The sequence below is a fragment of the Bradyrhizobium sp. WSM3983 genome (genome assembly GCF_000473045.1).
Taxonomy (GTDB): Bacteria; Pseudomonadota; Alphaproteobacteria; order Rhizobiales; family Xanthobacteraceae; genus Bradyrhizobium.
The window spans coordinates 288,121-301,988 of the sequence record NZ_AXAY01000009.1 but is presented as its reverse complement, the minus strand read 5'-3'; the positions used below and the strand labels follow the sequence as shown (position 1 = coordinate 301,988).

Sequence of the window (13,868 nt, the reverse complement as noted above, 5' to 3'; positions counted from 1 at the left end):
GGGCAGCCATGCCGAGCGGTCCTTAGAGGGAGGGATGCTGTTCCGGCGGGCTAGGAACCCGGGCACCCTCCCCGGGTTCCGCCTCGGGTTTATTGGAACGATAGCCGAACGACTGGCATCGACTTCCAACTATCTGCCATTGCTCGGCGTAGGTGTGCTGGCCACCCTGCGCCTTCTATCCTGGTGGAGTACTTCAGCTCGCCCCCGCGCACACGGCTGGCCGGCTGTGGGGCGTCATCGATCAGCACGACGTCATTCCCCTTTATGCAGCTTGCGCTTGGCCTGCGGCGCCTCGAACTGGGCTACCTCGGCGGTCTGCGGCGCCTTGCCGTTGAAGGTCAGGACATTGCCCTCGGCCGAGATCACGGCGCGATCGCCGTCCTTGATTTCACCGGCGAGGATCATCTCCGCCAGCGGGTCCTGCAGGTTGCGCTGGATCACGCGCTTGAGGGGACGTGCGCCATAGGCGGGATCCCAACCCTTGGCGGCCAGCCAGTCGCGCGCCGCCGCATCGAGCGTCAGCGTAATCTTGCGATCCTCCAGAAGTTTCTGGAGACGAGCGAACTGGATCTCGACGATCCGGCCCATCTCGCTCTTCTGCAGGCGGTGGAACAGGATGATCTCGTCGACGCGGTTGAGGAATTCGGGCCGGAAATGCGCCCGCACCATGCCCATCACCTGCTCGCGCACTTCGGAGGTATCCTTGCCTTCCGGCTGATTCACCAAAAACTCCGAACCGAGGTTCGAGGTCATGATGATCAGCGTGTTGCGGAAGTCGACGGTACGCCCCTGACCATCGGTCAGGCGGCCGTCGTCGAGCACCTGCAGCAGCACGTTGAAGACGTCGGGGTGCGCCTTCTCGATCTCGTCGAACAGCACCACCTGATAGGGCCTACGCCGCACCGCCTCGGTGAGCGCCCCACCCTCGTCATAGCCGACATAGCCGGGAGGCGCGCCGATCAGCCGCGACACCGAGTGCTTCTCCATGTATTCCGACATGTCGAGCCGGACCATCGCGGTCTCGTCGTTGAATAGATATTCCGCCAAAGCCTTGGTCAGCTCGGTCTTGCCGACGCCGGTGGGCCCCAGGAACATGAACGAGCCCATCGGGCGGTTCGGGTCCTGCAGCCCCGCGCGCGACCGGCGCACGGCGGTTGCCACCGCATGCACAGCTTCGGCCTGGCCGACCACGCGCCTGCCGAGCGCGTTCTCCATCTTCAGGAGCTTGTCCTTTTCGCCCTCCAGCATCTTGTCGACGGGAACGCCGGTCCAGCGCGACACCACCTGCGCGACGTGGTTGGCGGTCACCGCCTCCTCCATCATTTCGCCGGATGCTTCATTGGCCTCGATGTCGGCAAGCCGCTTTTCCAGCTCGGGGATCTTGCCATAGGCAAGCTCGCCGGCCCGCTGGAATTCGCCGCGTCGCTGCGCGTTTGCCAGCTCGATGCGCAAGGCGTCGAGTTCGCTCTTCAGCTTTTGCGCATTGGAGAGCTTGTTCTTCTCCGCGCTCCAGCGTGCCGTCAGCGCCGCCGATTTCTCCTCGAGATCGGCCAGCTCCTTTTCCAGCGCCTGCAGGCGGCTCTTCGAACCCGCGTCGGTTTCCTTCTTCAGCGCCTCCTGCTCGATCTTCAGCCGGATGATTTCCCGGTCGATCGAATCGAGTTCTTCGGGCTTGGAATCGACCTGCATCTTCAGCCGCGCCGCGGCCTCGTCGACCAGGTCGATCGCCTTGTCGGGCAGGAAACGGTCGGTGATGTAGCGGTTGGACAGCGTGGTCGCAGCGACAAGCGCCGAATCGCTGATGCGAACGCCGTGGTGTTGTTCGTACTTGTCCTTCAGCCCGCGCAGGATCGAGATCGTATCCTCGACCGTCGGCTCGGAGACGAAGATCGGCTGAAAGCGCCGCGCCAGCGCCGCATCCTTTTCGACGTGCTTGCGGTATTCATCGAGCGTGGTGGCGCCGATGCAATGCAGCTCGCCGCGCGCCAGCGCAGGCTTCAGCAGGTTGGACGCGTCCATGGCGCCATCAGCCTTGCCGGCGCCGACCAGTGTGTGCATTTCGTCGATGAACAGGATGATCGAGCCTTCGGCCGCAATGACCTCCTGCAGCACGGCCTTCAGCCGCTCCTCGAACTCGCCGCGGTATTTGGCGCCCGCAATCAGCGCGCCCATGTCGAGCGAGAGCAGCTTCTTGTCCTTCAGGCTCTCTGGCACGTCGCCGTTGAGGATGCGCAGCGCCAGGCCCTCGACGATGGCGGTCTTGCCGACGCCGGGCTCGCCGATCAGCACGGGGTTGTTCTTGGTGCGGCGGGAGAGCACCTGGATGGTGCGGCGGATTTCCTCGTCGCGGCCGATCACGGGATCGAGCTTGCCGTCGCGCGCCGCCTGCGTCAGGTCGTGGGCATATTTCTTCAGCGCGTCATAGGCGTTTTCCGCGCTGGCGCTGTCGGCAGTCCGGCCCTTGCGCAGCGATTCAATCGCCGCATTGAGATTCTGCGGGGTGACGCCGCCCTTGTTGAGAATGGCCCCGGCCTCGCTGCCTTTCTCGAGCGTCAGGCCCAACAGCAACCGCTCGACCGTGACAAAGCTGTCGCCGGCCTTCTCGGCAGCCTTTTCAGCCGCATCGAAGGCACGTGCCAGTTCAGGGGCGAGATAGATCTGTCCGGCGCCGCTTCCCGAAACCTTCGGCTGCTTGTTGAGCGCGTCCTCGGTCGCTTTCAGGATCGCCCGGGAATTGCCGCCGGCGCGGTCGATCAGACCGGCGGCCAACCCCTCGGCATCTTCCAGCAGCACTTTGAGGAGGTGCAGCGGTGAAAACTGCTGGTGCCCCTCGCGCATCGCCAGCGATTGCGCAGACTGGACAAAGCCGCGCGCCCGCTCGGTATATTTCTCGATATTCATCGGTTTGCTTCCCTCAGCCTGCCACTCAGCCCCGAAGGCGCTCCCATGGTATCATTGTTGGGTTTCCGCCCGCCCGCGTTGATATCGGTCAACCAGCCGGAGGTCGTCGCCCTCATTTCAGACGCGACCCAAGAAGCCGGCGAGACGATCTCCGCGTCCGCCGTATAGCTGGGCGTGCCCCCCGGGCCGCGGCGGGGTGCCGCTCTCCGACGGCACTCGCAATCGAACTAAGTCTCCAATGGCAGTCTCGGGAAAGTGGGACCATTTGCGAGTCTGCCCGGAGGCGCTCGGCAGTTCGGCCGTCTAAAACGGCGAAGCGGGAGTGTGAGGACTCGCCGGTGGCAGCCTTTTCTCGCGTCTTCCGGTTACCATGCTCGCCCTTCCAAGCGGCTTGCCCTACCCAGCGCCTCAGGTTGGCGACGTGAACTTTGCGCAAGTAGGCGCAGCTGTCTCCAAAGGCGGATTTGTTAACGAACTCATCCACGGAAAGCGGCTTCCGGGCCAGCAATGCTGCCTCGGCGGCGGATCCTGACGGGCTTTGATGAAGGCGCGTTCGCGGGCGTGCGGATCGGGCCGGTCTTGCATCCAGCCGTGCTCCTCACACTCACCGTCGCGGATGGTGCCAACTTCGTGCAGCACCGAGATTGCCCATCCCTGCAAGATCCGGATCGCTTAACGGGGCGCATGCCACGCGTGTTCAAATCCAAATTGCGGTTGCGGCGGCCCTTGATGCCCGGTGCCGATGAAATTCAAACGACGCCGATGTTGGCAAACCAGCTCGGGTACGACAGCGAATTTGCCTCCAGGAGCGGGCACGGAATTGTCGCTCTGGAGCCAGAAAAGAACGTCTCAAGGCTTGCCAGCAGATGGCAGTCGACCCGTTCCGGCAGACCGAACGCTTCGAATCCGATCGTCCACCAATGGCCTCCCACCACCACCAGTTCCGTTAACTCCACGTTGCATCCCTCGTCGGGCCTTGCCTCCTTCAAGACCTCTTTCGGTGCGGCGTCAGCTTTGAGCTCATACTTGAGTAGCCAGCGCTTTTTCTCGACGTCGATCCACCGCGATCCCTCCCGCATGCTCTGCCGAAGATCCTCCGCCGCGGGGAACTCGACGGACCATTTCACACAGGCGTCCGCCTTTTCCAGGATGCCGGGCGAGGCTCGACGGTTCTAGGTGCTGACCGCAGTGCCTTGATCTCGAAATTCAGATGACCTTTCCCAGGCGCTTCGCGCAGCTTCACCCCGACACCTGAGGACCCGAAGAAGACCAGATAGGAGTCGGTCCTTGGCTTTTCCAGCCGCTCCAGTAGCCGTCCTTCGCCGGCGTCGAACCACTCCGCGACCCATTCTGGCGAGGGACCCACGAAGAACCACCGCATCTCAGCGCTGTGCAGCATCATCGGGCGTCATGTCATCAACGGAGGAACATGTCGCTTGGCGCTGTGACGGGCTCGGGGACTATCCAGACTTCCATACACCGGAACCCGCATTTCACACCGAGCATGTTCTATCATGACTAAGCTCCTCTCTTCCGAGTGAGTCAACCGGTCCTCCCGCGACCACGGGGGCATCCAGACGCGCAGCGCGTCTTTCGGCGGAGTCTCGACAGTTGAGCGAATCCTAGTAGCGACTACTGCGCAATCACGACGAACTCGATCTCGGCCGGTTGAGCGGCACGCAGCGGCAGTCGCCTTATGTACACGGACATAGCATCCGTCGTCGCGGGGAGCGAAACTTGAGGACCACCCCGCGGATGCTTAACGGCGTCCGAAACAGTCAAAGAAGTGACGACGCAGAAAAGCGAAGCATTTGCTCGCGTCGGCGAGGTCGCCGGACGCGGCAGGCCTCCATAATGCCGGTTATCGCCTGTGGTGCCGCGCCAAAGAGGCCGCGTCGAGCGATAATTGCGGCAATGAGTGGATTCCAATCAATCAATCCCTGTTCGGCTTCCTTGGCCATGTATCCCGCAACGACTTCAGGAGGCGGTGCGAAACACCTCTGGCATACTGCGAGACAAATCCACGTCGCCGAGTATATTCCACTTCGAGACGCCTCCCATGTGCGGGGAACTGACCCCGTACACGACCCGGCGAATTCTGCTCTCCCGGATCGCGTAAGAGCAAAACGCGCACGGTTCTGCATTTACATAGATTTCGCAGTCATCCAGGCTAATGGTACCGAGCGACTCTTCTGCCAGCGAAATTGCAACGAGCTCGGCGTGGTGCGTCACGTTCCTGTCGTGGGTAACGCGATTGACGGACTCAGCCACGATAACACCGTCCCGGCAGATGACCGCGCCATATGGATACTCTCCGGCCTTCCCTGACGCCTTCGCAATGCTGATGCAGTGCTTCATCATCAACTGGTCCAACTCAGCCATCACTGGACCTCATGAGCTGACAACGGTAGCCTGACTTGACACGACCGCGACTGCGGGCCGCGCCTGCGCATCCGACGAACTTGCGCCACCGCTCCCGCTGCGCCGTTTGCATGTTGCGTTTCGCCGATTGACTCTGCCTTGCACGCCATCGCTCATGCATCTTGATAGGTCGGCCTTTTCTCGTTCGGCGCGCCGGTCGAATGACGGGAATAGCATTGGATTGCAGGAAGCCTGGGGCGCCTCAAGACGGTTACGCTCGACGTCCTGTTTCTCGATCGTCCAGGCAGACGCACAGCGCATTTGACGTCCATCAAGCTTCCCGAAAGCTTTTGGCTGTTGCGCGCTCGGCGAAGGGGCCGTAGTAACAAAGTTCCATACCGTGCTTACGGACGCACGACCTACATCGCGATATGCTGCACAGAGCGGCCGACAAAGATATTGGCCGCTGAAAACCCTCAAGAAAGCTGACGCCAGTCAAGGTGCTCACGAGGCGGGAGCCGCTAGATTTCGGTAAATGATGGATCTTGCGCTGATGCAAGGCTGGCAGTCATTGCCGAGCGGCGCAATGCTCCGGGCTTGGCTGACGACGCCGCGCCTGATCTTTTGGTTTGATCTTTAACTGGACCCCGATCGCGCCTAGAACGGTCTGGACATGGACCCGTCCAAGGACCTCTAAGAACTGATCCCTCGTCTCGCGGTCGCGCTCGGCATCGGGCTGTTGATCGGCCTCGAACGGGGTTGGCGCCGACGTCAAGCGAGCCTTGGAAGTCGTGCCCCGGGAATCCGCACCTTTGCCATTTCGGGTCTGCTCGGCGGCGTAATCGCGGCGCTGGCGCTGGCCTTGTCGTCACGAGCGTCAGCAGGTGCCGCGAGCGCCGTCGGCGGTATCGTTCTCGGCCTTGGCTTTGCCGCCTATGCTGCGGTCGTTACTCTCTTCACCCGCGACGAGAACAGGGCGGTTGGAACTTTCTCGGCCACCACTGCGATTGCTGGCATGCTGACTTTTGCTCTCGGCGCTTATGCGCTGCTCGGCGATCTGCGGATAGCCGCCGGCACAACAGTCGCGGCCGCGGGCCTGCTTGCCTTTCGAGAGGAGCTTCACGGCTGGCTGGAGAATATCACGTGGCCGGAGTTTCAGTGAGGACTGATCTTGCTCGCCATGACCTTCCTCGGGCTGCCGATCATGCCCGATCATCCGGTCGGCCCCTTCGGCGGGGTCAATCCGCGCGACGTGTGGATCATCGCCATCGTCCTCGCCAGCGTTTCGTTCCTCGGCTATGCCGCGGTGACGAATTTCGGCGCGCGGCGCGGGCTGCTGTTGGCGGCCGCGGCCGGCGCGCTCGCGTCTTCCACCGCAGTGACCATCGCCAACGCGCGCCATGCTGCCGCGGGTGAAGGCTCACCCCGTCTGCTTGCGGCCGGCGTCGCGGTCGCGTCCGTTATCATGTTCCTCCGCGTGGCCGCCATCGTGGCAGCGCTCAAGCCTGGTCTCCTCATGCTTGTCGCGCCGACCCTCGTTGCTGTCTCACTCGTGGCAGCCGGGTTCGCCGTCATTTGGGTGTACTGGCCAAAGACTGACACCGGCAGCCATCAGAGTGTAGATTTTCGCAATCCGTTTGATTTTTGGTCAGTCCTGGGATTTGCGTTTTTTCTGGCATTGATCGTCATGCTAGGTCGAGCGGTGGGAGAAACGTTTGGCGCTACGGGCGCGTTGGCGGGCGCGATCTTCGTGGGAATTGCCGACATTGATGCAATCACCGTGTCCATGGCGCGCCTCACACCTGAGATTCTGAGTACGTCAGATGCGGCGGTGGCCATTCTCGGCGCCGTCGCCAGCAATACCGTCAGCAAGATCGCTATCGGAGCCTTGATCGGCCGCGGCCCGTTTGCCGTTGAGATCGCGGCCATGGCATTGCTTTGCCTTCTCGTCGGAGCAGTGGCGCTGTGGTTGACCTTTGTCTTCGCCGCATGAACAGGCGTTGATTGCCAAGGCCGAGGATTGCCACTCGCTGGCACCGCCAAATCAAAGGTGCTCTGCCATTGCAGATGACAATGCTATCGAAGGAGAAATCGGATGCGTATTGAGCCAGTCTTTATATTTGACCTTGATGGAACGCTGGTGGACAGCGTGTACCAACACGTCCTTGCCTGGAAGCACGCGCTTGACGCTGAAGGTATTGAACTATCGGTCTGGCGCATCCATCGCAAGATCGGTATGAGCGGCGGCTTGTTCACCGACCAGCTTCTGCGCGAGACGGGCTTCGAGATTAGCTATGAGCGCGCGGAACGGCTGCGCGAGGGCCACGCCGCCGCGTACCGTCAGCAGGCCAGATACATCCGGCCTCTGCCGGGAGCTCGAGAATTGCTGTCGTGGTTGTCGGAGGCCGGTATTCCGTGGACGATTGCGACCAGCGGTCGAATGGAAACCGCAGCCGTCAATCTGGCCGCGCTCAGCGTCGATCCGGATAGGATCCCGGTGGTGACGCGCGATCAGGTCAAATATGCCAAACCCGATCCGGACCTGTTTCTCGCGGCCGCCGCCCGACTGGGAGCACCTATCGAAACAGCAGTGGTTGTCGGCGATAGCGTCTGGGACATGCTGGCGGCAATACGATGCCGGGCCTTGGGCGTCGGTCTTTTGAGCGGTGGCTATGGACAAGACGAGTTGAGGCAATCCGGTGCAATCCGCGTTTACGATGATCCGGCCGATCTGTTCAGGCATGTCGACGAGGTTGGAGGCCGGCGATGATGCCTGCACGCGTGAAGGCCTGTAATATGCCCCCTGAGCCGGGGATCGGCCTCGAGAATATGCAAGCGGATTGACACCGTTGGGCTTGCGGTTTGTCAGTGCGGCAGCAGGACAGCCGCGTCATCCTACCTCCGCCCCGAAGCTCCACCGTTGCGAGGCCAGCCATGTCTTGGTCCCTGAAGCTCGGTTCCATCGCCGGAACAGCCGTCCGAATCCACATCACGTTCATCCTCTTCCTCGCCTGGATTTTCGGCGCGAGCTACGTCTGGGGCGGGCGCAATGCGGCCTGGAGCAGCCTTCTCTTCATGGTGCTTCTGTTCCTCTGCGTGCTGGCGCATGAGTTCGGCCACATCCTGACGGCGCGCGCCTTCGGCGTTCTGACACCCGATGTCATCCTGCTTCCAATCGGCGGCGTCGCGCGGTTGGAGCGCATTCCGGAAAAGCCGCTTGAGGAATTCCTCATCGCGATCGCGGGCCCACTGGTCAATGTCGTGATCGCGTTCGGTCTCGTCCTCGTCACGAGCGCGACACTGGACGGCGGCTCGCTCGCGGCGGTCGAGAGCGCCGAGGTCTCGATGGTCGACCGGCTCGCATCGGTGAATCTGTTCCTCGCGCTCTTCAACCTGGTCCCCGCCTTCCCGATGGATGGCGGACGCATCCTGCGCGCGCTCCTCTCAGTGCGGCTCGGCTTCGTGCGCGCCACAGAGATCGCTGCGATGATCGGTCAAGGGGTCGCATTCGCACTCGGCTTCATCGGCCTGTTCGGGAGCCCGATGCTGATCTTCATCGCGATCTTCGTTTATCTGGCGGCCTCCTCGGAAGCCCATATGGTCGCCCTCCGCTCCTTGTCGCAAGGCGTGCCGGTCGACGCCGCGACGATGACGCAATTCGCAATGCTCACGCCGGAATCGCGCCTTGACGAGGCGATCGAGCTCCTGCTGCGCACCAGTCAGAGCGAATTCCCGATCGTCGATCATGCGCAGCGGCCGGTCGGTATCCTGTCCCGCGCCGATCTGATCCGCGCTCTGAAGGAGCTCGGCCCCGAGGCCCGCATGAAGGACGCGACATTGTTGCCCCTCCCGACCTGCAACCGTCGCTGCACGCTGGAAGACGCGCTCAAACTCCTGCAGGAAAAAGATGCGCCCGCCGTCGGTGTCCTCGATGGTGCGGGCCGGCTGGTTGGACTTGTGAGCTCCGAAACGCTGGGCGAAATGCTGATGATTGCGGGCGCCATGCCGCCTGGATACCGCCTGGGCAGCAGCCACCGGCCCGCGGCAGCCTGAACGGACCCGCTTTATCTGATCTGAGTTTGTTTGGAGCTGGCATTTTGCGCCAATGAGCACCGAAATTGGTGCCGCCTACTCCCAGAGCCAAGTCAGGGCGTCCGATCCGAGTTTGCCAATTTGCAGTACCACGGCTGCCCACAGGAACGCCGAAGTGAAATTGGCGACTTGAAAGGGCCAATAGGGCATCGCGAAGATGCCGGCGACCAGTGGAACGACTGCGCGCAACGGGCCGAAAAAACGACCGATGAATACGCCGGACACGCCCCATTTCTTCACGAAAGCCTCCCCCTTCGAAATGAGATCCGGATAACGGGAGAAAGGCCACCGGTGGTAGATGGCCTTCTCCAGTTTTAAACCGATCCAGTAGGATATCCAATCGCCGAGCCCCGCGCCCATCGAGGCGGCGACCCAGATCGGCCAGAACTTGATCTCGCTCACGCCGACCAGCCCGCCGATCGCGATCAGCGCAGCCCAAGCCGGAACGAACATCGAGATGAATGCTAGAGACTCGCCGAAAGCGAGCGCGAAAACAATCGGCGGCGCCCAAGTCTCGTTCTGACGCACGAAGTCGATGATTTGCTGGGCGTAGGACTCGATCGACATTCGCATCAACCAAGCAGCGCTAAAGAAATGCAAGAAGGTGCTATTGGGAAAACAGCTATTTAGACTACCAAATTGTTCCGCATGCGGTCCTTGAAGCTTCGGATAATCCCGGCATGTTCAACTCCTCTTCCATAGCTTTTCCTTCGCCGGGCCGGACAGAGCGTTGACGGACTTTCTTGGTTCAGGACGCTTCGCGAAAAAACAGCCCGCGACGACGCCGGGTCGTGCGCGCGCGGAGACTTTGCTCTGCTGCTCGCAATCCTCGCTTGTGCGACTTGGCTGAACTCGCTGGTGAGTAGTCGGGCAACCCGACGATCTTCTTGACATCCTTGACATCGACAGCCTGCGAGACATCCCTCTCTAGAAATTTCGCGTCCAGGATTCGCGCCGCGGCTCCTACTTCAGCTCCTCCCCAAAGCAAATTGAGCGTGTCAGCGGCCGGACATCCAGAAACGGTAGCTCAACTGATCCCTTACCGCGCCTTCGCGGATCGCGTTCACCCACCGAAGTGATTGTGATACCATCGACGCGCCAGTACAGCCACTTCGTCCAGCGCACCAGGCTCTTCGAACAGGCGTGTTGTGCCTGGCACGAGGGCGAACTGCTTTTCGCATTTCAGCTGCTTGAACGCTTCCCGGTTCAGCTCAACTGCTTCGACGTCGTTTCCGCCTACAATGAGCAGCGTCGGTGCTCTGACGCGCACCAAGGCAGAACCTGCGAGATCGGGACGGCCTCCTCGCGATACGATCGCAGCAACTTGATCGGAACGCACCGCCGCCGCTTCCAACGCTGCCGCTGTACCTGTGTCAGTTCCGAAATAGCCGGGCCTTAGGCCCTGCGTATGCGGGTATTGCGCGAACCAGTCGGCGGCTCCAATCAGCCGTTCGGCGAGCAGCGCAATATTGAGCCGCAAGAGCTTCGTGCGTAGATCTATCTCTTGCTCCTCGACCGTCAGCAAATCGATAAGAAGAGTCGCAAGATTGGACTCGTTGAGCAGACGCGCCACGTAGCGATTGCGAGGGTTATGAAGTCCACTCCCGCTGCCTTGCGCGAACAGAACAAGGCCGGCGGATTCGAGCGGCACTGTCAGCCTACCGTAGAGTGATCGCGAGCCGACCTGGATGTCTATCAATTGTTCTTCAATCGTTTGAGCGGCAGGATCGGGCATGGTTTCTTTCCTTCCTGGGAGCTCGCTACGGCGACCTCCGCCTCTGTCTGCCCGCTGCGGACGAGAAGCCGCCCACCTTACGAATTGACGTCGATCGCGAGCAACACACCTGGTTTGTGGTTCGCGGCGCGCTTTTGAAGGACCTCTACCCGACAGAAGCCCCGCGTGACCATGACGTCCGTCAATGTGGGGAAGATCGAGTTCGATAAGCATGGTGCTTGGTGTGGAGTTCGCCCGATGATTGCGGCCATTCACGTTGTTCCGGACGATAATTTCGACGATTGGGTCGTTCGCGACGACAGGGGCCGCGAACTCGGTCATTATCCAACCCGGGAAGACGCCGAACTGGCCGCGCAGCCCATTGCCCGGGAGTTGGAAACCAAGCTCGTCGTTCATCTCCCTGATGGAAGAACGAGTTGCACCAATTTTGCGAGGGGGTGGCTCATCAGATTGTTCGGTTCATGAACCGCTGGCTCGGCCATCGTCGGTCAGGCCTTGATGCCGTCGGCGTGTTCCCGAGTCCACGCTAGCAGCCGAGGCAGCGGCATGACTCCAGACTGACGGGCGATTTCCCTGCCGTGAAGGATAAGCATCAGGGTCGGTATAGCCTGGATGCCAAAGCGCTGCAGCAATTCCGGCGCAGCGTCGCTGTTCATCCTGACCAGCCGCACATCGGGCTCGAGCTGAGGCGCGGCCTGTTCGAAGATCGGCGCCATCGCCTTGCACGGACCACACCAGGATGCCCAGAAATCAACGAGCAGCGGCACGTCACTGTGCTTCGCGTGCTTGTCGAAGCGCACCACGTTATCGAGCGCGACCGATCGGCCCTCGTAGAGGACGCGATGGCATGACCCACACTTTGCACCATCGCGGAGCCGCTGGCGCGGCACGCGGTTGATGGCATCGCAATGCGGGCAAACAATATGCAGAGCGTCGGCCATGTATGCTCCTATGCTTCCGAGAGGCTCGGAGATGGTAACGCCTCTGTTGGCGAGTGGCCTTGACCAGCATCAATTCCTCGCGGACATCGGCGTTGAGATCATCACGATCGATGCTTGTATCACCGGGCTCATGCGCAGGCGCGCCTTTTCGATCGAAAGGGTCGTCGCTGGACGCACCCGGAATGGCCGCGGGTTCCGTAATGCGGCCTGTCCGTCCTGCGCGGCAGTCAAGCCGGAGAGCAACTCATCCTATCAATCTATCGAGCCACGAAATCTCGCGTGATCTTGACGACAGTCAACGTGCTCCGGCTTTGCCGCCTGTAGGATACCTGATGACCATGCGGCTCGAGTGTTGTGGTACCTCCGACCGCCTGGGTTGATCCGAATCCCTCAGTCTATTCAGGAGACGATCATGCACCAACTCATTCGCGGAGGCGCGATCGCCGTTGCGCTTCTTGGCAGCATAAGCTTGGCCGCCGCCCAGCGTGCCCCCGGCGACGTTCACCCCGACTTGACGGCAAATCAGCAACAGGCCGTCAGCCAGGGGCTCGCGTCTTCGCCCTCGCAGCCTGGGCCATCCGGCGAGCAACCGCAGGTCGGCAACAAACTTCCCAATTCCATGTCGGCGCAGTCGATGCCAGGCAACGTTACCGATCAGGTTCCCGAGACGAAGAACCTTCTCTTCGTCAAACTGCCGGACCGGATCCTGCTGATCGATCCTGACAATAAGCTCGTCACCCAGATCGTCATGGATAACACCACGACGGGTTCGAGTACTACCGGATCGAATACAGGCGGATCGACGAGCAATACCGCGGACCGGCCTTCTCGGTAACGATCCGCAGCTGGATTGATCTCGGCGAATGATACCGGCGACGCGCCGGGCGTGGCATGGCGGGTCCCTGCGGGCGGCAACGGAGGTGATGTGATGATCAGATCGCGCTTCTCGTGGCCATCGCAAGCGGTGGTCGTCTTGACGATCGCCGCGCTCGCCCCGTGGATGAATCGCGCCGCTGCACAGGAAGTCGGTCTCACGCCGCTTGAGACGAACGAGGTTGCGCGCGGCTACCGTGCCGAAAGCCTGAAGCTAAAACCCGTCGTCAACGATAAGAGCGAGACGATCGGACGAATCAGTGATTTCATCTTCGGCAAGGACGGTAACATCTATGCCGTCCTTGCCGTCGGCGATTTCACCGGACTTGGCGGCCAGCTCGTCGCTATTCCATACCGTAGCCTCAAGCTCGACGAGTCCTCCAGCCACATTGTGTTGCCGGGCGCCAGCCGTAATGCGCTCCAAAAACTGCCGGTCTTCGTCAGCAGTCGATAGCGCCTCGTACTCCCTATCGTCAGGCCATCTCTTCCTCCGCCGGATCGCGACGACCTATCAGCCAATAGACAACGCCGAGCGCGAAGATCGCCGCCGCCAGTGACAGGATGTGCAGCGCGTCCGTTTCTGTGAGATCGAGGATGATGACCTTCCGGCAGATAGCCAATAACGCGATCATCACGACCGAGCGTATCTGGACAAGAATATCGCGGCGCTCAGCCACCACCAGAAGCGTTTTCTTGAATTCGAGTGCAATGATCACTGTAAGGATCATGCCGAATGCAGCTTGGAACGCCGAGTAGTCGGATGGATCGAATCCTCCAGCGAGAACCAGGCCAAACAAGATCCTCAGGGTCAGCGTCCACAGCGCGGCGACGACGATGACGGCGATCAACGCCGTGAGGAACATGACGACGAAGTACTCGAAGCGCTGATACAGCGTTAGCAGCCCCAATCGGTCCCTCGCCGCCCTCAACTCCTGCCTGATCGACATCAAGGCCTCCGACACGAC

At 61.3% G+C, this 13,868-nt stretch carries 14 protein-coding genes; 7 read left to right on the top strand and 7 right to left on the bottom strand.

The features are described 5' to 3' along the window. Positions 1–252: 252 nt before the first annotated feature. The 3 genes from clpB to YUA_RS0117420 all read right to left on the bottom strand — a co-directional run bounded on the left by clpB (position 253) and on the right by YUA_RS0117420 (position 5,283). Positions 253–2,901, bottom strand: coding sequence for an ATP-dependent chaperone ClpB (gene clpB / locus YUA_RS0117435; protein WP_027531852.1), 2,649 nt, complete (start codon positions 2,899–2,901; stop codon positions 253–255). A 749-nt stretch (positions 2,902–3,650) separates the two neighbouring features. Next, complete coding sequence (locus tag YUA_RS0117430) at positions 3,651–4,028, bottom strand: hypothetical protein (RefSeq protein WP_027531851.1); 378 nt, start codon at positions 4,026–4,028, stop codon at positions 3,651–3,653. An 850-nt stretch (positions 4,029–4,878) separates the two neighbouring features. Further along, on the bottom strand, positions 4,879–5,283 hold the full coding sequence (locus tag YUA_RS0117420) for a nucleoside deaminase (protein ID WP_035971115.1): 405 nt from the start codon (positions 5,281–5,283) through the stop codon (positions 4,879–4,881). 679 nt (positions 5,284–5,962) lie between these two features. Here YUA_RS0117420 and YUA_RS48295 point away from each other — a divergent pair. The 4 genes from YUA_RS48295 to YUA_RS0117400 all read left to right on the top strand — a co-directional run bounded on the left by YUA_RS48295 (position 5,963) and on the right by YUA_RS0117400 (position 9,315). Then, positions 5,963–6,424: an MgtC/SapB family protein gene (locus YUA_RS48295; RefSeq protein WP_084292659.1), complete on the top strand. Its 462-nt coding sequence runs from the start codon at positions 5,963–5,965 to the stop codon at positions 6,422–6,424. 18 nt (positions 6,425–6,442) lie between these two features. Continuing rightward, complete coding sequence (locus tag YUA_RS48290; RefSeq protein ID WP_051383238.1) at positions 6,443–7,255, top strand: DUF4010 domain-containing protein; 813 nt, start codon at positions 6,443–6,445, stop codon at positions 7,253–7,255. A 102-nt stretch (positions 7,256–7,357) separates the two neighbouring features. Further along, a complete protein-coding gene (locus YUA_RS0117405) occupies positions 7,358–8,032 on the top strand; it encodes an HAD family hydrolase (RefSeq protein WP_027531848.1) in 675 nt (224 codons plus the stop codon). A gap of 164 nt (positions 8,033–8,196) precedes the next feature. Beyond that, positions 8,197–9,315 carry a site-2 protease family protein gene (locus tag YUA_RS0117400; RefSeq protein ID WP_027531847.1) on the top strand — a complete coding sequence of 373 codons (1,119 nt, stop codon included), beginning with the start codon at positions 8,197–8,199 and terminating at the stop codon, positions 9,313–9,315. Positions 9,316–9,390: 75 nt separating this feature from the next. Here YUA_RS0117400 and YUA_RS0117395 read toward each other — a convergent pair whose 3' ends face one another. Continuing rightward, entirely contained in the window at positions 9,391–9,915 is a 525-nt protein-coding gene (locus YUA_RS0117395; RefSeq protein WP_027531846.1) for a DedA family protein, read from the bottom strand. Positions 9,916–10,417: 502 nt separating this feature from the next. Beyond that, positions 10,418–11,089 (bottom strand): dienelactone hydrolase family protein, encoded by a 672-nt coding sequence (locus tag YUA_RS0117390; protein ID WP_027531845.1) that lies wholly within the window; start codon positions 11,087–11,089, stop codon positions 10,418–10,420. Positions 11,090–11,260: 171 nt separating this feature from the next. Here YUA_RS0117390 and YUA_RS44270 point away from each other — a divergent pair, with 171 nt between their 5' ends. Beyond that, positions 11,261–11,554, top strand: coding sequence for a DUF2188 domain-containing protein (locus YUA_RS44270; RefSeq protein WP_035971112.1), 294 nt, complete (start codon positions 11,261–11,263; stop codon positions 11,552–11,554). A gap of 23 nt (positions 11,555–11,577) precedes the next feature. Here YUA_RS44270 and trxC read toward each other — a convergent pair whose 3' ends face one another. Next, positions 11,578–12,030, bottom strand: a complete 453-nt coding sequence (trxC, locus tag YUA_RS0117380) for a thioredoxin TrxC (protein ID WP_027531844.1) — start codon at positions 12,028–12,030, stop codon at positions 11,578–11,580. A 412-nt stretch (positions 12,031–12,442) separates the two neighbouring features. Here trxC and YUA_RS0117370 point away from each other — a divergent pair, with 412 nt between their 5' ends. Together YUA_RS0117370 and YUA_RS44265 are read left to right on the top strand one after the other, a co-directional pair. Next, on the top strand, positions 12,443–12,865 hold the full coding sequence (locus YUA_RS0117370) for a hypothetical protein (RefSeq protein ID WP_156947154.1): 423 nt from the start codon (positions 12,443–12,445) through the stop codon (positions 12,863–12,865). A gap of 93 nt (positions 12,866–12,958) precedes the next feature. Further along, positions 12,959–13,357, top strand: a complete 399-nt coding sequence (locus YUA_RS44265) for a PRC-barrel domain-containing protein (protein WP_063627798.1) — start codon at positions 12,959–12,961, stop codon at positions 13,355–13,357. A gap of 19 nt (positions 13,358–13,376) precedes the next feature. Here the strand turns inward: YUA_RS44265 and YUA_RS0117360 are convergent, their stop codons facing one another. Further along, the gene (locus YUA_RS0117360; protein ID WP_027531841.1) at positions 13,377–13,850 is read right to left on the bottom strand and encodes a phosphate-starvation-inducible PsiE family protein; all 474 of its coding nucleotides are present in this window, start codon (positions 13,848–13,850) and stop codon (positions 13,377–13,379) included. Between the last annotated feature and the right edge of the window lie 18 nt (positions 13,851–13,868).